The 20,580-nt window shown below is 43.8% G+C and carries 14 protein-coding genes and 1 pseudogene; all 15 read right to left on the bottom strand.

The features are described 5' to 3' along the window. Positions 1 to 21: 21 nt before the first annotated feature. Entirely contained in the window at positions 22 to 1,635 is a 1,614-nt protein-coding gene (locus J1C91_RS01950; protein WP_125439244.1) for a CTP synthase, read from the bottom strand. Positions 1,636 to 1,833: 198 nt separating this feature from the next. After that, a pseudogene (locus J1C91_RS01945) lies at positions 1,834 to 1,920 on the bottom strand (B3/B4 domain-containing protein); the annotation flags it as partial. Between the two features lie 40 nt (positions 1,921 to 1,960). After that, the gene (locus tag J1C91_RS01940) at positions 1,961 to 3,667 is read right to left on the bottom strand and encodes an FtsX-like permease family protein (protein ID WP_125439242.1); all 1,707 of its coding nucleotides are present in this window, start codon (positions 3,665 to 3,667) and stop codon (positions 1,961 to 1,963) included. A 1-nt stretch (position 3,668) separates the two neighbouring features. After that, complete coding sequence (locus J1C91_RS01935) at positions 3,669 to 4,370, bottom strand: ABC transporter ATP-binding protein (RefSeq protein ID WP_124765442.1); 702 nt, start codon at positions 4,368 to 4,370, stop codon at positions 3,669 to 3,671. Positions 4,371 to 4,576: 206 nt separating this feature from the next. Then, positions 4,577 to 5,260 (bottom strand): B3/B4 domain-containing protein, encoded by a 684-nt coding sequence (locus J1C91_RS01930; protein ID WP_125439240.1) that lies wholly within the window; start codon positions 5,258 to 5,260, stop codon positions 4,577 to 4,579. Between the two features lie 120 nt (positions 5,261 to 5,380). Beyond that, positions 5,381 to 5,971 carry a DNA-directed RNA polymerase subunit delta gene (gene rpoE, locus J1C91_RS01925; protein ID WP_002898937.1) on the bottom strand — a complete coding sequence of 197 codons (591 nt, stop codon included), beginning with the start codon at positions 5,969 to 5,971 and terminating at the stop codon, positions 5,381 to 5,383. 185 nt (positions 5,972 to 6,156) lie between these two features. Beyond that, the gene (tig, locus tag J1C91_RS01920) at positions 6,157 to 7,440 is read right to left on the bottom strand and encodes a trigger factor (RefSeq protein ID WP_125439238.1); all 1,284 of its coding nucleotides are present in this window, start codon (positions 7,438 to 7,440) and stop codon (positions 6,157 to 6,159) included. A 79-nt stretch (positions 7,441 to 7,519) separates the two neighbouring features. Continuing rightward, positions 7,520 to 8,083 carry a TIGR01440 family protein gene (locus tag J1C91_RS01915; RefSeq protein WP_125401850.1) on the bottom strand — a complete coding sequence of 188 codons (564 nt, stop codon included), beginning with the start codon at positions 8,081 to 8,083 and terminating at the stop codon, positions 7,520 to 7,522. 12 nt (positions 8,084 to 8,095) lie between these two features. Then, complete coding sequence (locus J1C91_RS01910) at positions 8,096 to 8,578, bottom strand: ECF transporter S component (RefSeq protein ID WP_125439236.1); 483 nt, start codon at positions 8,576 to 8,578, stop codon at positions 8,096 to 8,098. Further along, the gene (locus J1C91_RS01905; RefSeq protein ID WP_125439234.1) at positions 8,559 to 9,329 is read right to left on the bottom strand and encodes a bifunctional hydroxymethylpyrimidine kinase/phosphomethylpyrimidine kinase; all 771 of its coding nucleotides are present in this window, start codon (positions 9,327 to 9,329) and stop codon (positions 8,559 to 8,561) included. The genes J1C91_RS01910 and J1C91_RS01905 overlap by 20 nt, the downstream gene beginning before the upstream one ends. Beyond that, the gene (gene truA, locus J1C91_RS01900) at positions 9,319 to 10,068 is read right to left on the bottom strand and encodes a tRNA pseudouridine(38-40) synthase TruA (protein ID WP_125439232.1); all 750 of its coding nucleotides are present in this window, start codon (positions 10,066 to 10,068) and stop codon (positions 9,319 to 9,321) included. Before truA ends, J1C91_RS01905 begins: the two co-directional genes overlap by 11 nt. Before the next feature lie 256 nt (positions 10,069 to 10,324). Beyond that, positions 10,325 to 16,045 carry a ZmpA/ZmpB/ZmpC family metallo-endopeptidase gene (locus tag J1C91_RS01895; protein ID WP_125439230.1) on the bottom strand — a complete coding sequence of 1,907 codons (5,721 nt, stop codon included), beginning with the start codon at positions 16,043 to 16,045 and terminating at the stop codon, positions 10,325 to 10,327. Positions 16,046 to 16,365: 320 nt separating this feature from the next. Then, positions 16,366 to 17,499: a molecular chaperone DnaJ gene (gene dnaJ / locus J1C91_RS01890; RefSeq protein ID WP_125439228.1), complete on the bottom strand. Its 1,134-nt coding sequence runs from the start codon at positions 17,497 to 17,499 to the stop codon at positions 16,366 to 16,368. Between the two features lie 18 nt (positions 17,500 to 17,517). Continuing rightward, positions 17,518 to 18,429 carry a hypothetical protein gene (locus tag J1C91_RS01885; protein WP_125439226.1) on the bottom strand — a complete coding sequence of 304 codons (912 nt, stop codon included), beginning with the start codon at positions 18,427 to 18,429 and terminating at the stop codon, positions 17,518 to 17,520. A 266-nt stretch (positions 18,430 to 18,695) separates the two neighbouring features. Continuing rightward, positions 18,696 to 20,525: a molecular chaperone DnaK gene (gene dnaK, locus J1C91_RS01880; protein ID WP_125439224.1), complete on the bottom strand. Its 1,830-nt coding sequence runs from the start codon at positions 20,523 to 20,525 to the stop codon at positions 18,696 to 18,698. Between the last annotated feature and the right edge of the window lie 55 nt (positions 20,526 to 20,580).

The raw sequence follows: 20,580 nt of genomic DNA, 5'->3' as shown, positions 1-20,580 counted from the left end.
CTTAGGTCAGACAAAGCAAGTCTATCTATCCGAGCTCTTTTCTACCGCTGCTGTGACAAAGGCTGTATAAAGACCTTCAGGTCGGTTCGGTCGGCTAGAAAGCTCTGGGTGATACTGACAGGCCACGAAGAATTTATTTTCTGGGATTTCCACTATTTCGACCAAGCGATTGTCTGGTGAAACTCCTGAAAATACAAATCCGGCCGCCTCAAACTGCTCGCGAAAATCATTGTTAAACTCATAGCGATGACGATGACGGCGCTGCACGACTTCTTGATAGTCGTAAGCCGCTGCCGCCTTAGAGCCAGGCTTAAGCTTAGAAGGATAGAGCCCCAGCCTCAGCGTTCCACCCAAGTCTTCGACATCAATCTGATCACGCATGAGATCAATAATCGGAAATGCTGTGTCTGGATTGAGCTCTGCTGAGTTGGCATCTGCCAGCCCTAGGACGTGACGGGCGAATTCGACACAGGTTAACTGCATACCCAAGCAAATGCCCAACATAGGCACATCCTGCTCACGCGCATAGCGGATTGCCTGAATCTTACCCTCGGTTCCCCTCTGACCAAAGCCGCCCGGAACGATAATCCCATCCGCAATTCCAAGAAGCTCTGCGGCGTTTTCGGCAGTTACCTGATTCGCATCAATCCAGTCAATCTTAACCTCCGCATCATTGGCATAGCCGGCATGCTTGAGCGCTTCGACAACTGAAATATAGGCATCTGGCAACTCGACATACTTGCCGACTAGAGCAATTCGGACCTGCTTTTTCAAACTCATTACTTTCTCAACCATGGCTGACCACTCTGTCATATCTGCCGCCGGCACATCCAGCTTCAGATGGTCACAGACGATTTGGTCCATCTTTTGCGCCTGCAAATTGAGAGGAATTTGGTAGAGATGCTCTACGTCCAGTGACTCAATGACCGCCTCCGGCGCCACATCACAGAATTGAGCCAGCTTATTTTTGATATTTTGCCCAGCTGGCTTCTCTGTGCGGATGACCAGCATATTAGGCTGAATCCCCAGACCTCGCAACTCTTTGACAGAATGTTGAGTCGGTTTGGTCTTCATTTCACCGGCTGCCTTGAGATAGGGCAGGAGAGTCGTATGGATATACATGACATTGTCTGCTCCGACATCCGCCTTCATCTGGCGCAAAGCTTCTAAAAAAGGAAGAGACTCGATGTCGCCCACTGTGCCACCGACCTCTGTGATAATCACATCCGAGTCCGTCGTCCGTGCTGCCCGCTTGATCTTGTCCTTGAGAGCATCTGTAATATGTGGAATGACTTGGACCGTCGCTCCCAGATACTCGCCTTTACGCTCCTTGCGCAGGACTTCGCTATAGATTTTACCAGTGGTGACATTGGAGTATTTATTGAGATTGATGTCAATAAAACGCTCATAATGCCCTAGATCCAGATCTGTCTCAGCTCCATCATCTGTCACAAACACTTCCCCATGCTGGTAAGGGCTCATGGTTCCGGGATCAATATTGATATATGGGTCAAATTTCTGAATCGTAACCTTGAGACCGCGATTCTTCAAAAGTCGGCCCAAGCTAGCTGCCACAATCCCTTTCCCGATAGAAGAAACTACACCGCCGGTGACAAAAATATATTTAGTTGACATACGTGCTCCTTTTCGTAAAACAATTCGTTCCAGCAAGCATCACAGTTGCTGGAAACTTAGCCATAGGAGGATTTTCCATAATCTGTCCGAAAAAGAAAAATAGCTCCCTGGAAACAGGAAGCTCTGACCTCTAAAAGAGGTGCCCGAACAGTATAATATCGCAAACCTAAAAAATTGTCAAATGATTTCATTCGGTTTTCATCCATTTTCACCAATACTGATGACATGTGTTTCGAATTCTACATCAGGCATGCACTCTGCTAAATCGTGTCGGATTCCTTTTAAGCTTTCCGACTTCTTATCTTAAAAATCTTCATGCTGTTTCTCACCATTCTGATAAGAATTCTGCCTGCCGATTATCATCCCTGATTTTTTTAACCTTTTGAATAAATAAAAATCTAATAATAAAGCACAGGGCATTCAAGATAACAAACATATAAGCAAAGGTAATCCAGTTGAGCTGGAATGGCATATAGTCCCCTGTCTGAAGAGAAGTCATAATCTGGATATTCCTTGCAGCATAGATGGCTACAGGCAGAGTGAGCAAGAAAAGTAGATTGCTGATCACAATGTAGGGGTTAAGCAGGATACGATAAACCTCTTTCTCCTCATATCCTAGTAAATCAAACATCAATAGAGTCTTCATATTACCATTCAAGCCAATAAACACTGCTAGGTAAATCAATAAACATCCCGTTATGACACCGATACTTTGGTTGATAATAGCACTTGCTTTGTTGGAAGTCTGACTTCTTTGAACAGCTGATAATTTTTCCTCTAGGGAGCGAGTTTTTCCCTGACCCTTATCTTGAGCGTTATTGGTTAATCTGCCATTAAAACTATCATTCGTTTCAGCCACCATAGCAGATGCTTGGTCTTTGGGAATATATATCGTCTTTAAATCAGCATTCTCCGCAAATCCAGCTATCTTTATCTGATGTTGCTTTCCCTTTACTCTTAGCTCTAGAGTATCCCCAACTTTAAGACCATAATTCTCTCGCAATTCAGGATTTACAAAGACACCTTGTGTGGGATCTAGAATTTCTCCCTTACTGTCAATCAGCTGAAACAAGTCATTTTGGCTTGTAAGCGAAAGCGCCTGATAGGCTATAGTTTCGCCTTTTATCATTAGATCAACATCGTATCTCAGATAGGTTACAGAATCTGAAGCTGACTCAGCCTCCTCCTTTCGGTAGTTATCATAGCTGATATCATAAGAATAGTGCCGGCCGGCCTTCTGAGATTCAAGGATTTTAGAGGAGCTAAAAGTAAGAGACAAGCTTAAGACAAACATGATGCTAAATGTAACGATAGCAATCAACAAGAGCCCTAAGGTGCTAAAATGATTTAAAGTCAGCTTAAATTTAAACTTATGCTTCATCGGCAGCTTTTGAATCATCTTCTCTATCAAACCGGGACGGATGCTTTTTCCGTCTGTCTGTTTCATCATTAGAGCCAGATCCGTCTTTCTCACCGTCAGTCCTGCCAGATAAGTAAGAGCTCCTAGGAAAAGACTTAGGAAGAGGGTTCCTGTCATAACCGACTGTAGAGAAACTCCTTTACTCAATCCTTGAACGAGATAGGTCTGGCTATTAGCAGAAAGGAGGATATCGGATCCCCAGAAGCCCAAGACTAAGCCAATCAAGGAACTGATTAAGGATAACCCGCAGATTAATAGGGCATAGCTTGCCAGCATACTGGAGAAGGAAAAGCCAAGGGACATCAGCTGGGCTAGCTGTACTCGATTTCTTTGGAGCGTTCCTCTGATGAATAAGGATAAAATGAGGGCGAAAATGGCTACCATGGCGACAGTAATGTTTCTGATTAAGAGTTGATTACTTTTCAAAGCTGTGAAATAATTAGCCTCATTGCCTGATAATTGCTCTCCACCTAAACGAAGTAAATTGGCATCAATGGCAAAATGAACGAAGAAGAACATAAAGGAAATGAAGATTAAAATCAGAGATAGAATGGCCACCATCGTCTTCTTAGCAAAAAAGTCTCTGGATAGATATTTAAATAGCAAATCCATATTAAATCTCCCAACTCATTTGATTCGGCGACAGCTTCTCCATATTCATGTCGTCCCTAACAATACGGCCATCTTCTAAGAGCAGTATTCGGTCAGCTGTTCTGGCAATTTCTCGATTATGTGTCGTAAAAAGGATACTGGTTCCGTAGGTTTGCTTGATAGCATGCAATAAAACAATAATGTTCTTACTATTTTCGCTGTCCAGAGCGCCTGTCGCCTCGTCACAGAATAAAACAGCCGGTTTCTTAATCACAGCTCTGGCAATGCAGACCCTCTGCTGCTCACCGCCTGACAGCTGATGAGGATATTTGTTCAAAAGTTTCTCAATTCCCAGTAGCGAAGCCAATTCTTCTAGGTCCGCTGTCTCTGCGGCATACTTGCTGCCCAACTGAATATTCTCCTCAACTGTCAGATTAGGAATTAGCATGTAGTGCTGAAAGACCAAACCAATGTCTTCTCTCCTAAACTTGGCCACTGCCGATTTACTCAGCTGACCTATCTCCTTTCCTTTATATAAGACCTGTCCAGAACTTGGTTTCAGTAGAGAAGATAGGATATTCAGCATCGTTGACTTTCCTGAGCCGCTGTGACCCAAGATTGCTACAAACTGCCCCTGATCAATTTTTAGATCCGTATTCTGCAGGACATACTCATCCTCATATTTTTTGCTGATTGATTTAGCTTCTAATAGTGTTTCTGTCATCGCACGCTCCTTTTTCTTTGTTTATTATACCATTTTTTATTGAGTAATGTCTCCTATTTTCAGAAAAGCAAACTATAATCAATTCCCACCTTTCTCATTTTTTCAACCACGACTCTGACAAAAGAAATCGAAAAGCACTCAAAAAAGCTCCCTGAAAACAGGAAGCTGATAGTCAGTGAGAATCAAAATTGGAAAGCCTATTCCAGTTAATTTTCCTCAATACTGATGACATGTGTTTCAAATTCTAAATCAGGCATGCACTCTGCTAAATCGTGACAGATTCGTTCCAAGGCTGCCAGACGCATTTCGACAGAGGTATTGGCATTCCCCTGAATGATGAAAATGGCATCCTTGGTCTCCTCATCAAACTTATAATACTCGCTGTCACGTACATCCAACCAAGCCAAAATGCCTTTGGCATCCCGATAGACATAGTCCGTCTTGGCAACATGCTTCTCCTTGGACAAAATAGGCAGAAAAACATCTTCCTTTTGGCTTACGGTGAATTCTATCTGACTTTCAATCTTATCAAAATCATGCCCTCCAATAGCCAGTAGAGAATGCAGGGCTTCGACGTTATAAATATCAATAATGCTATTAATATGAGGGAGCGAGCCTCGGTGCTGGATATTGCGAATCAGAGCAGGAACCGTCGGAGGATTTTTCTTGACACTGCGACCTACGCGCTGCAGTATTTCTATATAACCTTGAACCACTGGCGACTCAAGCACCTCATCCAAGTCGCAAGCCAGAGCCCAGTCTTCCATTTCCTTTTTCTTTTTTAGAAATGAGGGTGACAGTTCTGCATGAGGATTAACATTCTTGGCAATCCCGATAACGACACTTTTTATGCCTAGTTCACCCAGACTCTTATCAATGACAAATTTCATAGCAGCATACCTCCATCTTTTCTTTATTAAATTTTATTAGTATTCTACACCTTCCAAACTCATATTTCAAGGAATATTAAAAGAAACAAGGGTTTTCATCCCTTGCTTCTTTTGGTTGATTTATTCTTCCTCTTCGGTCTCCGTGTCTTCGTCAGAGTAGTCGTCATCTTCTTCGTTGAGTTCGACTTCTTCACCTAGATCATCTGGAGCGATTTCGTTGATTTCAGCATCATAAGCTTCCACTTCATTCTTCTCATCGTCTGGATTTTCCTCGTCGTACGAGAGAGCCGGATCTGCTTCGTAGCCGTCCTCATCTTCTGGATCGTCATCGCTGTAGTCAATGGCATCCTCATCGCCATCCATAAAGGCATTGACGCGTTTCTTCTTGCGTTTCTTAGGTGCGTCGTCCTCATCAGTCTCTTCCAAGGCGATGATTTCTTCATCCACTTCGTCGATAGCATACCATGAACGCAGGCCCCATTTATTATCTCCCAGCGGAATAAAGCTGCCGTCTACATTGAGTTCTGTGTAGAATAAAGGCAGAGCATCACGAATCTCACTGTTTGATTTTTCCAGATAGTTTTGAATTTCATTGACCAGATCATTAAAATACATCTCATGGTCGCGGCCGCGGGCTTCCAAAATGGCACGCGCCACTTCAATCATAGAAAGCTCACTTTTTTCCTGTCCAGCAAATACTTCTAATTCCAAAGTTGATCTCCTTTAAGATTAAGTAAAGGCTTGTCGCCCTCTTGCAATTTTTCGCTACTTTCTATTGTACGATAAATTTCTATTTTCGTCAAAAGAAAATCCAGGAAAAATCACGGAACAAGTACAAAAAGAAACTAGTGCATCTATACACTAGTTTCAAATGATATCGTTTTGAATGATGAAGCTTATTTCACTTTCGCAGTGCTTGTAATCACTTCAACAGCTTTCTTGATAGCGATGTCGTGTTTCAGCATATCTTCTGACAGCAATTGACGAACACGTTCCACTTCCATGTTGTAGTCTGTAGCCAATGAAGTTACTTCTGCTTCGATTTCTTCTGCGCTAGCTTCAAAACCTTCTGCCTTAGCAACTGCTTCTACGACAAGGTTTGTCTTAGTCCGTGACTCAGCATCTGCTTCGTATTGCTTGTGCAGGTCTTCCTGAGTAGTGCCAGTGATTTGGAAGTACATGTCAGGTGAGATTCCTTGGCGTTGCATGTTGCCCAAGAATTCATTAACAGCGCGGTGCACTTCTTCGTGGACCATTTCTGCTGGCAAGTCAACGATTTCCGCGTTTGCTACTGCTTGATCAATAGCTGCTGCTTCTACCGCATCCTTATAAGCTGTTTCCTTAGCTTCTGACAATTCTTTGCGGTACTTTTCTTTCAGCTCGTCAAGAGTTTCCACTTCTTCGTCGATATCTTTTGCAAGTTCGTCGTCCAATGCTGGAACTTCTTTTTCTTTAACTTCGTGAATAGTTGTCACAAACTTAGCTTCCTTGCCTGCCAAGTCTTCTGCTTGGTAGTCTTCTGGGAAGGTTACGACAACATCCACTGTTTCACCTGCACTGTGGCCAACCAACTGCTCTTCAAATCCTGGGATGAATTGACCGCTACCCAGTCCAAGTGAGAAGTTATCGCCCTTGCCGCCGTCAAATTCAACGCCGTCAACAGATCCAACAAAGTCAATCACAACTGTATCACCGTCAGCTGCTGGACCTTCTTTGAGAACCAACTCAGCCAAGTTGTTACGCTCACGCTCAATGCGCTCATCTACTTCAGCGTCAGTCACTTCTTTAGTAGCTTCAACAGTTACTTCCAAGTCTTTGTAAGCACCCAGCTTAACTTCTGGCTTAGTGACTACTTCAGCTTTGATGACCCAGTCTTGGCCTTTTTCCATAGACTCGACATCAAACTGAGGCTGAGCAACTACTTCGATACCTGCTTCTTTAACAGCAGCTTCGTATGCTTCTGGAAGAAGAGAGTTCAAAGCATCTTGGTAGAGGGCTTCTTCACCAAAACGTTGGTTGAAGATAGCACGTGGAAGGCGACCTTTACGGAAACCTGGTACAGCAATATCTTTTTTTACTGAGTTAAATACACGGTCCAAGGCAGGCTTGATTTTCTCTTGACTGATGCTAAAAGTCAAAAGACCGCGATTTGTTTCTTTGTTTTCAAATGATACAGACATTCTGTCATTTCTCCTTAAAATTTATTGAATACAACCCATTATAGCATAATTAGAGTTTTTTTCAAAATTATTTTTCCTTTTATCCCTTCCTGATCTTATCCTCAGTATAGGCCGCTCTGGCGCCGCCAATTAGCTTGGGACGGCTGGCTAAAGCCGTGACATGGGCAGCTCCCAATTCCTTGAGAATCGGTCGGATAGGAATCTGCACATGCTTGACATGCATGCCGATAGCAGTATCGCCAATATCCAGCCCCGCCTGAGCGACAATAAACTCTACCTCGACAGGATCTTTCATGTATTGGAAAGCCGATAGCTGACCACTGCCTCCAGCATGAAGAGTAGGCAGAACATTGACTATCTCCAAATCCTTCTTGTCAGCCAAGGCTCTTTCGACTACGAGGGCGCGATTGAGATGCTCACATCCCTGAACTGCTAGAAAGATACCCTTCTCTTCTAAGATATCCAGTATGGTTTTGACAATAACCTGTCCGACTTCCAGACTGGAATTCTGACCGATATGACCTCCGACAACCTCACTGGAGGATAGACCCAGAACAAAAATATCTCCTTCAACCAAGGCAGCCTTATCCAAAACATCTAGAACAATCTGACGAGTTTCTGCTCCAATCTTAGCTAAGTCCATGTCTCACCTCGTTTATTTCACTGCGACTGTCTTTTTCAAACTCTCCGGGAAGGCTTTGTAAAGAGCAAATCCAACTGCTAAACCAAATGCATTCTGCATAAAATTACTTGAGATTTCGGCTAGGGCAGCCCCAACACCATTCATGATACTACCAAAGATGGCATAGCCACCGACCATAGCCACTGCGGCCAAGACCAGCCCAAGATAGCGACTCTTGCCCTCAAAGCCAGCAAAGAACCCCTGAAGTCCGTGGCAAATCAGACTGAAAATCATCCACTGAGGATAGCCAGCAATCATATCAATCAAAAAGCCTGAAAGACTTCCAACAATAGCCGCTTCCTTGCGGCCAAAGTAGAAAGCTGTAAAATAAATCCCTGCATCCAGCAGTGTCAAAAATCCTGTCGGAGTTGGGATTTTTAAAAAATTCCCCAAAACCACAGATAGAGCTGTGATGAAAGCTAAGATAACTAATTTTTTAACTTGATGATTTCTCATACTGAACTACCCCATATTGATCTGAGCGCTGAATCGCTCGGTAAACAAAATCTTTAGAAATTTGAACTGCTGCAAGCGGAAACTTGCCTAGAAGCAGCTGACTGGCAATGCTGGAAGCAAATGTGCAGCCTGCTCCGGTATTGTTGCTAGCCAGCACTGGCGATTCCATGATTTCAAAATTTTGACCGTCATAGTAAACATCCACCGCCCGCTCCTTGCTCAAGCGATTACCGCCCTTAATCACCACATGCTTGGCCCCCAAAACATAGAGCTCCTTGGCTGCAGCCTGCATATCCTCCAGACTTTTGATTTCTTTTTGGGTCAATAGCTGAGCTTCTGCTAGATTTGGTGTGATGATACTGACATAAGGAAAGAACTTGATGATTTCTTCTCTCAGCGCACTGACTTCCAAATCATGATTTTCCTTGCAGACCAGAACAGGATCCAGCACAACTGGTATATCCGCATGCTGCTTGACAAAAGCCAAAGCCTGCTCTGCTATTTGCAGATTGGGTAAAAGCCCTATCTTAATAGCAGAAAAAGGAACATCCTTGAGACTGGCCAACTGCTGGGCAAAAACCTCTTCCTCAACTGGAATGACCTCAAATCCCTTATCAGTCATAGCCGTCAGGCAAGTCACAGCTACGAATCCATGCAGACCATTGACTGTATAGGTAGCCAAATCAGCGTGCAGTCCGCCACCGCTGAAAATATCATTGCCCGAAAGGGCTAAAATCAACTTATTCTTCATAACGAATCTCCTTTAGATAGAGGCCGTTTGGACCAGCTGTTGGCCCTGCCAGATGACGGTCTTTCTCCGCTAAAATCCTCTGAATCTGCTCCACCGGCATGCGCTTGTTGCCAATCTTGAGTAAGGTACCGACCATATTGCGGATCTGCTTGTAGAGAAAGCCATTGCCTGAAAAAGTAAAGACTAGAAAATTACGCTCTGCATCATAGCGGACCTTGGCCTCGGTAATGGTCCGAACCTTGTCTTCCACACTGGTCCCCGAAGCCGTAAATCCAGTAAAATCATGCGTCCCCTCTAACTGAGCAATCGCTTCTTCTATCAGACCCAGCTCCAAAGGATATGGATAATGCGTGGCATAATGGCGCATCATAGGATTTTTAGGCCGGCCGATGTCCACCAAAAATTCATAGGTCTTGCTGTGCTTATTGTAGCGAGAGTGAAAATCGTCCGACACCTGCTCCACACTAATAAAATCAATATCTTCTGACGTCTGGGTATCCAAGGCAAAACGCAATTTCTCTTCATCCCGTTCTTCCGGTAAATCAAAATGCAGCACCTGGCCCAGAGCATGGACACCGCTGTCGGTCCGACCCGCTCCATGAATCACCACAGGCTGGCCTTTATTGATACGGGTCAGGGTCTTTTCAATCTCTTCCTGAACGCTTCTGGCATGGGGCTGTCGCTGAAAGCCAGCAAAGCCATAACCATCATAGGAAATAATCGCTTTATAACGTGTCATGTGTTTATTTTAGCAGGAAAAAAAGCCCCCAGCAAGCCCTAAAAGCAGGAACTGTCCGGGGACAGATTTTTTGAAAAATATCGTTTAAGAATTTGGGATAATTTACACTTTGACTTGCCTTCATACACCAAAACAACCCATCTGAATCAGACTGTCAGTGACGACACATACAGAACAAATTCAAATGGGTTATTGATTACATATTGCTAAAGGTCATTATTTGCAGTTACACATGCAGCAAATCTGACACTATTTCTTAGGAGCCCCAAATGGAGTTTTCATCCATAAAGCTATTGGTGTTCTTGAGTAACTGCGTAAAGACAGCGTACTTGAAGTCCTTGGTTGCGCGTTCATCGATACGAGCCTTCTTCAGATCCTTGTCAACAGCTTCTGCAAAGCCAGCTTTCAACTCTTCATAAGTGCTATAGACTTTTCCGTTGACAGTCACTGGCTTAATACCTGAAGTTTGTGCCTTATCCACAACTTTTCTGAAGTAAGCTTTCTTGAAGGCTTCCATGGTTTCAAATTCGCCTTCAGAAATTTGCTTGATGATAAAGTTATCGCTCAAACCAGTCACCCCTTGCTCATTGGCTGTCTTACGGTGTTTATTGGAAGCATAGCTTACAAAACCTTTCTCATAGCCATAGTAACCCCAGATTCTGAAAGTATTATGCTTGAACATCAAGGCACCTGGCGCTCCAGTATTGTTTTGACCACCACCATAGATACCCGTCATAAAGTCGATCGCAATGTAACTAGAGTCGTAGTCAGCAGGGTTATAAGTTCGATTGTCAACCGCACGGTTAGACAGCAAACCTTGGTCAACCAAGTCCTCTACAGAAGAGACTGACATGGCCGCTTTCTCCTCTGCTGTCAACTCTCTCACGACATCGTATTGAGTCCGAGCATCTACAACCTTCGGTTCAACTTTCTTGAACCATTTAGCCGCGGCTTCATTTCCTTTAGCCACTACCGCTTGACCTTCAAGGTAATCCAGCAGCATGAGGGTATCATTATATCCCTTCATGTAATGGTCGATGTCTGCTCGGTTCTTGAAGAGACTTGGCGAGCTATTGAAAATGAGACTGCCATCATTTGGACGATCAAAGGCCATATTGAGACCCAGAGCACCCCAGCCCGGCTGACCAGGAACAGGCGATTGGAGCAACCCTTGGGCATAACCTTCTGGTCCGATACCTTGTCGTCTGCCATGTCCGCCCAGATAAATATCTCTGTCATTGACGTGGGTGAGCTCATGGGTAAAGACGGACACACCGTATTCTGTCAAGAGATCAAAGGCCTCGAAGTTCACACGGATTGAACCAGCAGCATGGGCACCGTAGCCATTTGACTTGTACCAGCCACCAGCTCTGCCACCAACTAGGTTAAAGAACTCGCGGGATGGTGCATAAGGATTGCCCTTATTATCATTTCCGTTGACATCAATCCAGCCACGTCCTTCTACATCAAAACCATCCCATACAGCCGTTACATTTTGCTTGACCATTCTGGACTTGATATCATCTGAGAGCAGTTTGTACCAAGTGTCTACGTGATTTCGATGCTGGGTCGCTACTTCCTTGATGCCCGCATTAAATCGTTCATCAGACCATGACCGGCGCTTGTCTCTGTTGACAAAGGCCATCGTGCTATAGTTTGACAGAATGGCTAAGCGCGTATTCTTCAAGGTTAGAAGCGGAAGAATATAATTGCTGAAATATTCAGAGTTGAGGTTATCAAAGACGCGATACTTAGCAGACTTAATCTCCTCGACTTCTGACTGGCGTTCTTCAAACTGAATAAAGCCTCGGGTAGCATCCTTGAACCATGAATCCATGTCCGCAAAGTCAGTCAGCAGGCGACGGTTGTAATCCAAGTAAGCCACCAAATCATTAGACTTGGACTCAGCTTTCAACTGACGTGCAAACATATTGACATTGTCTGCCCCTTTCAGTTGATTTTCTGTCGAACGACCAATCTTAATCAAGCGATCCAGCAATGACACTTTTTCACCATAGAAGTCTGGTTTGAAGAGCACCAGCTCCTTGAGGTTATAGTCGCCAAACTTGAGATCGTAATAACGGTTGAGGTAGGTCAGTCCGAGCATGATGGCGGTCTTGTTCTCTTCGATTTTAGCTTTCAGAGCTTCGTTGGCTGCTGGATTGTCAGCATGGAATCGTGTCCATTCATTGGCCAGGAGCTTACCAAGCATATCCTGCAAGTTGGCTTTCACTTCAGCCAGAGATTCATCAAGGAAGAGGCGCTTCACTTTGTTGACCTTGTCATTATCATTAGGCAGACCAACAGAACGATAAACTTCATCACTGTACAGGTCAAAGCTCTTCAAGCTCTCAGTCAGCTGAGTCAGCAAGTCTTCTTTGACTGCCGTTGAGTGGTTTGGAGTATAGACTGTACCAAGCTCTGCAATCTGGTATTCCGGCAGAGCCGTCTCTTCAAATCGTGCTTGATTTTGAAGATTGTAGATAGTCTTGCTTCCGTCTGCAAAGTGGACTAAGATTTTATCTGCATCCGTTCCACCAGTAACAAATTGGTTGCCTTTCAGGGCTTGAACTGATAGAACTTTCTTAGTCAACAGGTCGCCCGCCTTACCAGCATCCACCAGCTTATTGGCCTCATGAATCAAGAACTCTTGGTTGTAGAAAGGCATAAAGCGCTCGAGGTTCTGATAAAGCTGTTCATTTTCTGCCTTGTAACCTGGCTTATCTTGATAAGTACTTGTTCTCAGGATAGCAGCATTTAGCTTCTCAGTTGTTACTTCATTTGCGCTGGTTTGCTCAAGAGCCGTAATCTGATAGCTCTTGACTTTTTGCTCAGCTTCTGCTTCTGTCAAGCGACGGAACTTAGCATCTTTACCTGTCTTGGTTCCAGAGCTTTGTCCCTGAACACCAAAGAGGTTTTGGAGTTTTTGTCCCATCCAAGCATCGGTAATCTCATTATCTGAGCTAAAGAGCTCTTTACCGTTCACTACCGTTGCATAGCTGACAGTGTCATTGATGGTTCCATACGGCCAAATGGAAGCAGCGATACCAGCTGAATTTCTTGAGCCTGCATCCTCTAACTTACCTTTGGCAACTGATTGCATCAATCTGCCCCAGTTACCCCAGCCTGAACCTGAATAGTCAGTGAAGTTTTGAGCGACCAGCATACCTGCATTTTGGCCACTCTTAACCCAAATATCCGCTTCAACGTAGGCACGTTTCACCAAGGACATGGCGTTGGTTCCAGCGATACCAGCTGTTACAGAATTTCCGCCTTTAGACTTAATCTGACCCTTAAAGGAGACATTTTCAACTCGAGATTGGCCTTCTATATTGTTAACCAGACCGGCTATATGGTCTCTTCCTTCCAAGTATCCTTGTACATTGACGTTTTCGATTACTCCTTTATTCTTCAAGCGGGCAGCAATTGTCGCAATTGTATCGCCCGCTTGCGAATCTGGATAAACCATATTGACCCGCTTAAAGTCAATATCCTTGACCGTTCCGCCAGTAATCGTATCAAATAAAGGATGCGCCAAGTCTAAAATCGCATGGCGCTCGCCATTTTGACCGCCAATCAGCTGACCTTTGAACTCACCTGGCAAGTAAGATTTGCTGTTGGCAGGTTTGTCAATCAGCTTGGCACTGATACTGCGGCCCAAAATAAAGGTTCCAGAAGGATCTTCCTTGATACCGTCCAAAAGATCTTGGAAGTCATAGTAGACATTTCCTTCACGCTTCTTAGCCTTTTCCAGATAGAAATCAAAGCTGTTTTGAAGACCAGTTGCGCTTCTTTGCAGCAAGTCTGGCAGCTGAGCCTGAATCTTGAAGACAGGCTGGTTATCAACGACCACTTCCTCAATAGAGGTAACTGGTAGGACAGTGTCCTTGAACTGGTCGGATGTAAAGTGCAGATAATATTGGTCCAGATTTGCTGGCTTTTCAGCCAGAGTAGGCATCAATTTTGTCTGGCCATTTTCAACCTTCATCAAAGCGACATTAGTGATGGACTTGAGTTCTACCTTCTTCAGGTCAAGCTGGACTGTCTCTTGAGCTAATTCCTGACTTTCAGAGCCATTTCCTAAGTCATAAGACAGGGTCGTCTCGATATCATAAGATGTATAGTAGTCCAAACCACTGAAGCTAGCAGTTAGCTGGCCTGCCGCCAAATTCTGCTCTGCTATCAGCTGGCCATCTTTCTTCAGACGAACATGAGCACTAGTAAAGGCTTGGTCCCTATCCGTCAGCTGGTATTGGATCTGAACTGACTTCTGCAATTCATCCTTCTTAACAGCTGAAACAGTCAGAGTCGGCGCTGCTTTAAGGGCCAATAAGTCGGCTAAAGCCTGCTTGAGTTGGTTGACACCCGCATCTACTTCATCTTGACTTGACGAAGTTTGATACACCGTCGCTGCCATATTCTTAATTGCCTGCAGCTGCTGATAGGATTGGTTGGTATAAACTGCAGGATCCACAGCTGCTGCTAAAGCCAGCTGCTTGCTCAATTCTTCTTTATTGATACGAGCCTTGCTACCTCGAGTGACCACTGTATCAACTGCTTCATGCAAGATTCTTTCAGTAGCTTGTGGCTCCGAGATCCGATTACCGTCCAAGAATTCATAGCTGGTTACAATTTCTTTTTGTCCTGGAGTTCCATCGATAGTGGTCTCTTCATCAAGATACTTGCTATCATCTGTCTTGTTGACAACTTGAGGTTCAATCGTTTCTAGCTTGATGTCTGTATGTAGACTAGGCTGTTCTGGCTGAACTGTCGACTCACCATTAACGCCACCTGTGTATTCTGGCAAAGCTGGCTCAACTGGAGCCACGTCACTAACTGTAGCTACTGGAGCATCATAGACTGGATTGTCTGCTTGAACTGCCGATTCGCCGTTAACGCCGCCTGTATATTCTGGGAGGGCTGGCTCAACCGGAGCCACGTCACTAACTGTAGCTACTGGAGCATCATAGACCGGATTGTCTGCTTGAACTAGCGATTCGCCATTAACTCCGCCTGTGTATTCTGGGAGGGCTGGCTCGACCGGGGCTGTGTCTCCAACTGTACCAACTGGAGCAGTATAGACTGGAGTTTCCGCTTGAACTAGCGACTCACCGTTCACAGCACCGCTGTACTCTGGCAAGGCGGGCTCTTGTAAACTTTCCCCTTTTGCCGTTTCTATAGGTGGATTTGACGGCTGAGGAGCTGGACTAGGATTTGGAGTTGGAGCTGGAAGATTCCCTATCTGGCCAGAATCACTTTCATCAGGATTCAGCTGATACAGCAACCCTGCTTGAGCAGCTCGATCAATAGAATCCTCTTTTGCAGCTTCTGACACTTCTGCTTGCGCTTGAGCCGCTTGACCAGCCGGCAGAGAGGTTGTCTTAGTCTCTGTTAAAGTACGCAAATCAGAAGCGGTAAAGTAACCGATATAGTTATAGCCTGCAATAGTCACATCCGCTTCAGAAACTGCTGACGAAACCGCAACTTGACGGTTATAGGAAAGCAATTCTCGATTTTCTAGCGCAAACGCTTGAGGAGACTGTAACACAGTTTGTCCCAAGCTACCTAGCAAAAGCACTCCTAGTAACTTACCAGATTTCTTTCGTGAGAAAACCAGGACAGCCAAAATAGCCGTTCCCGCAAATAAGCCGAGAAGCGGCTGACCGTTATTTCCTGTACTCGGCAAGACAGTTTGCCCATCTTGCTTCCGATAAATCAGGTAATAATTTTCCCCTGTTTGCAGATTTTCAGGCAGACCTTTCTTAATCAGACCTTTTTCCTGCTCTGTTAGCTCTTGCTCTTCAACATAAGTATAGTGAGCAGTCGCACCGCCTCCTACTTCATCTGCAGCAACTGTCGAACTGGACAAAGAGCTCCCAAAAATCAGAGCTGCAATGGCAACTGAGCCTACACCCACAGACAATTTACGAATCGAATATTTCTGAATTCGCTCCTGCACTTTTTCAAAACGTTTCACTTTATAAATCCCCTTTTTCCTAAAATGTATAAAGCTAATCTCCCAATATCTCCCTAGCCGACTCCCCAGCAGGCCAAAAAGATACATTTTATACACATAGTATTATCATATATCTTTTAGGAAATTTTTACAATAGATTTTGCTTAAAAAAACAATTAATTTTTATAAAAGTAAATAGAGAAAATCTCTTTACACTTTTTATTGTGAATTTCTTTTGATTAAAAGGCTGGTCAGAGCGGCTCTCTTCCTTGACTACATTTGCCAAATGTCCTTCTAGAAAACATAAAAAGAACAGCATTAGGCTGCTCCTTTTTATCTGTTTACAAATCTTCCAAGGCATCTTTCATTTTGTCAAAGAAGCCTTTTTTCTTAGGATTGACCGAGATATTGCCAGCTTCCGCAAATTCTTTGAGGGCCGCTTTTTGACGGTCGTTGAGGCCAGTCGGTGTCACAACATTGACAGTAACATACTGGTCACCCATGCTTCCACCACGCAGACTCGGTGCTCCCTTGCCACGCAGACGGAAACGCTTGCCAGTCTGTGTTCCTTCTGGGATATTCAGCTCCACATCCCCGTGAACAGTTGGAATATCCACACTGTCACCAAGAGCTGCTTGGACAAAGTTGAGATTGAGCTTGTAGTAAATGGTAGAGCCATCTCGCTCAAACTTATCGCTCGGCTCAACTTGGACCACAACATAAAGATCACCATAAGGGCCGCCATTAAAGCCTGCTTCACCTTGACCAGACAGACGGACCTGCTGACCAGTTTCCACACCAGCTGGGATTTTCACCTTAACGCTGTGAGCCTGTTTTTCATGACCCGTTCCGTGACAGGTTTCACAAGGACTTTTGATTTCTTTTCCTCGGCCATGACAGACATCACAGGTCACTTGCCGACGCATCATGCCAATCGGTGTCTGGGTATCAACGTTGATGACACCTGAGCCATGGCAGCGACCACAGGTAACAGGGCTAGTTCCTGGCTTAGCACCAGACCCGTCACAGGTACGACAAGTCGCTTCGCGGTTATACTTGATTTCCTTCTCAGCTCCGAAAATCGCTTCTTCAAAGCGGAGATTTACACGATACTGAAGATCATCCCCTTGGCGCGGAGCATTAGGATTACGCGAAGCGCCACCACCAAAGAAGCTGGAGAAGATATCTTCAAAGCCGCCAAAGCCGGAGCCATCAAAGCCACCGAAGCCGCCTGCACCACCGCCAAAGCCACCATTAGCTCCCGCTGCACCGTATTGATCATAGGCTGCCCGCTTTTGCTCGTCGCTCAGCGTTTCATAAGCCTCTTGGACTTCTTTATATTTGTCCTCCGCCCCAGCTTCCTTATTAATGTCGGGGTGGTACTTTTTAGATAATTTCCGATAGGCTCTCTTGATCTCATCCTGAGAAGCATTCTTAGAGACACCTAGACGGTCATAATATTCTGTATTGTTCATGATTTAATACCTTACTTTTTACAATATTTCAATATTATATTTCTGCAAATCAATCTTATGCCTTCCTTCGACAAAATTTCCTTTAGAATCTTGTCCAAAGAAAAGGTCATAGACTTCTTTTCCTGCACGTCGACGTTTGCGAGGCTTCCCTTCTGAAATAATATCTTTTAAATCCTTACCTTGCATTTGGAATCTAATATCTTTACCATTGACGTTGGTTATAAAAATTTGCTTATCTTTATCTCCTAACTTATCAATAGTATTTTTTCCAATAGTAAACCAAGTTGTCCAGTTCAAATTATCTTTTATGGCATCATCTTCATAATTTTTACTATAACGGATATTTTTCGTAGGGGTATCAAATTCTTCAGAAACTTTTGTTTTAATATACTGTATTGGACTCTCTTGGTCATTCTCATTAAGTAAGTCACCAGAAGAATTAGAAGGGATAGTTGAGGATTTTTCTTGTGATTTCAAATCTATTTCTTCACTTTCTAGACTATCTTGGTCTGTACTAATTTTATCATTTATAAAACGATAATAAATATCTAGGAATTTATCTCGTGGCTTCAATACTTCTTGCTTCTGAATATACTGTTTTTCCAAACTTATTAGAAAATCCTGTATTTCAATACCAATTTCTCGCACTTCTCCTTTATTTTTATATACTTCTAAAAGTTCATCTACATTCCGTAACAACTGCAAGTTATTATCATAATGTGCATCTTCAATCTCAGAATCCGATATTTTCTTATGATGAATCCAAGAATATATAGCAGCTATACCTACAAGTAACGTAGCCAAAATTTCTGGAGATATGATTATTTCAAAGTTGCTACCCCTACTACAAGTATAAAAGCAGACATAAATAATTACTATGAAAATTTCACATATAATAAGCCTCCAATATATCTGTATAAATTCTTTCAAGTTCTCTACCACTCTTTTCATTAAACTTGGCCTTTTCTTTATTAATAATCTATGCTTCATCCAAAAACAGAGGCTGGGTTGCAACCTCTGGATTTCTTCCTATCATTACGACGTGAAATTTTCAAAACAATATTTTTCGAAAAATTTTTGACGCGGTAGCTGATTGGATTTTAGGTTCGTCTTTCAGACTCCCAAAAATCCTAATCATCCTCGCGGGGGTTCGACTACGAACTAAAAACTTTCAATTTTTAGTTCTGTCTCACCGCCTATTTCTCAGTAAACTCTCCGTCTACGACATCATCGTCTGCTTTAGTTGGGCCTGCGTTTTCAGCTCCTTCTGCTCCTGCTTGGGCTTGTTGAGCCGCAGCAGCTTGCTCGTAGAGTTTCACTGCTAGTGCTTGAGCTTTTTCGTTGAGAGCTTCCAATTTCGCTTTCATGTCGTCCAAGTTGTTGTCTTCTTGAGCTTTCTTAAGGTCATCAAGGGCAGCTTGAGCAGCTTCACGTTCTGCGTCGAAGCCTTTACCTTCAGTTTCCTTGATTGTCTTTTCAGTCGCAAAGATTGCTTGGTCAACTTCGTTACGAAGGTCAACTTCTTCTTTACGTTTCTTATCTGCTTCAGCGTTTGCTTCTGCATCTTTCATCATGCGGTCGATTTCTTCGTCAGTCAGGCCGCTGTTAGATTGGATAACAATGTGTTGTTCTTTTTGAGTTCCAAGGTCTTTAGCTTTAACAGATACGATACCGTTCTTGTCAATGTCAAATGTTACTTCGATTTGAGGGATTCCACGAGGAGCAGCTGGGATATCTGTCAATTGGAAACGTCCAAGAGTCTTGTTGTCTGCTGCCATTGGGCGTTCACCTTGAAGAACATGGATATCAACGGCTGGTTGGTTGTCCGCTGCTGTAGAGAAGACTTGTGATTTAGAAGTTGGAATTGTTGTGTTGCGGTCAATCAGCTTAGTGAAGACGCCACCCATTGTTTCGATACCAAGTGACAATGGTGTTACGTCAAGAAGGACAACGTCTTTGACATCACCAGTGATGACACCACCTTGGATAGCAGCACCCATAGCAACTACTTCATCAGGGTTCACTGATTTGTTTGGCTCTTTACCAGTTTCAGCCTTAACAGCTTCTACAACAGCCGGGATACGAGTTGAACCACCAACCAAGATTACTTCGTCGATTTCTGACAAGCTCAAGCCTGCGTCAGAAAGAGCACGGCGAACTGGTTCTTTAGTGCGCTCTACCAAGTCACGAGTCAAATCGTCGAATTTGGCACGAGTCAAAGTCATTTCCAAGTGGAGAGGTCCAGCGTCACCAGCTGTGATAAACGGCAAGCTGATTTGAGTAGAAGTTACACCTGAAAGGTCTTTCTTAGCCTTTTCAGCTGCATCTTTCAAGCGTTGAAGCGCCATCTTATCATTTGACAAGTCGATGCCGTTCTCTTTCTTGAACTCAGCTACCATGTGGTCGATAATCTTTTGGTCAAAGTCGTCACCACCGAGTTTGTTGTCACCAGCAGTTGCCAGTACATCAAAGACGCCATCACCCAACTCAAGGATTGAAACGTCGAAGGTACCGCCACCCAAGTCAAAGACCAAGATCTTTTCTTCTTTATCTTGTTTATCAAGACCGTAAGCAAGGGCTGCTGCAGTTGGTTCGTTGACGATACGTTCTACTTCAAGACCAGCGATTTTACCAGCGTCTTTAGTCGCTTGACGTTGTGCATCGTTAAAGTAAGCTGGTACTGTGATAACTGCTTTGCTTACTTTTTCACCAAGGTATTCTTCTGCATAGCCTTTCAAGTATTGCAGAATCATAGCTGAGATTTCTTGCGGAGTGTATTCTTTGCCGTTAGCAGCTACTTTTTCAGATGTTCCCATTTTTGATTTGATGGAAATGATTGTATCTGGATTTGTTACTGCTTGACGTTTTGCCGCATCACCAACGATGATTTCGCCATTTTTGAATGACACTACAGATGGTGTTGTACGATTTCCTTCTGGGTTTGCAATGATTTTGCTTTCAGTTCCTTCAAGAACCGCAACTGCTGAGTTTGTTGTACCTAAGTCAATACCAATAATTTTAGACATGTTTTTACCTCTTTTTACTTTAATTTTATTTTCAATACTCTTTGGTTCGCTTCAC

The organism is Streptococcus sanguinis, assembly GCF_050222175.1.
Lineage (GTDB): Bacteria > Bacillota > Bacilli > Lactobacillales > Streptococcaceae > Streptococcus > Streptococcus sanguinis_M.
The sequence above is the reverse complement of the archived record's forward strand: the minus strand, read 5'-3'. Positions and strand labels throughout refer to the sequence as shown.

Coding starts and splice junctions, on each gene's coding strand:
- J1C91_RS01950 (WP_125439244.1), bottom strand. CDS start 1,635: ATGTCAACTAAATATATTTTTGTCACCGGCGGTGTAGTTTCTTCTATC.
- J1C91_RS01940 (WP_125439242.1), bottom strand. CDS start 3,667: ATGGATTTGCTATTTAAATATCTATCCAGAGACTTTTTTGCTAAGAAG.
- J1C91_RS01935 (WP_124765442.1), bottom strand. CDS start 4,370: ATGACAGAAACACTATTAGAAGCTAAATCAATCAGCAAAAAATATGAG.
- J1C91_RS01930 (WP_125439240.1), bottom strand. CDS start 5,260: ATGAAATTTGTCATTGATAAGAGTCTGGGTGAACTAGGCATAAAAAGT.
- tig (WP_125439238.1), bottom strand. CDS start 7,440: ATGTCTGTATCATTTGAAAACAAAGAAACAAATCGCGGTCTTTTGACT.
- J1C91_RS01915 (WP_125401850.1), bottom strand. CDS start 8,083: ATGGACTTAGCTAAGATTGGAGCAGAAACTCGTCAGATTGTTCTAGAT.
- J1C91_RS01910 (WP_125439236.1), bottom strand. CDS start 8,578: ATGAGAAATCATCAAGTTAAAAAATTAGTTATCTTAGCTTTCATCACA.
- J1C91_RS01905 (WP_125439234.1), bottom strand. CDS start 9,329: ATGAAGAATAAGTTGATTTTAGCCCTTTCGGGCAATGATATTTTCAGC.
- truA (WP_125439232.1), bottom strand. CDS start 10,068: ATGACACGTTATAAAGCGATTATTTCCTATGATGGTTATGGCTTTGCT.
- dnaJ (WP_125439228.1), bottom strand. CDS start 17,499: ATGAACAATACAGAATATTATGACCGTCTAGGTGTCTCTAAGAATGCT.
- dnaK (WP_125439224.1), bottom strand. CDS start 20,525: ATGTCTAAAATTATTGGTATTGACTTAGGTACAACAAACTCAGCAGTT.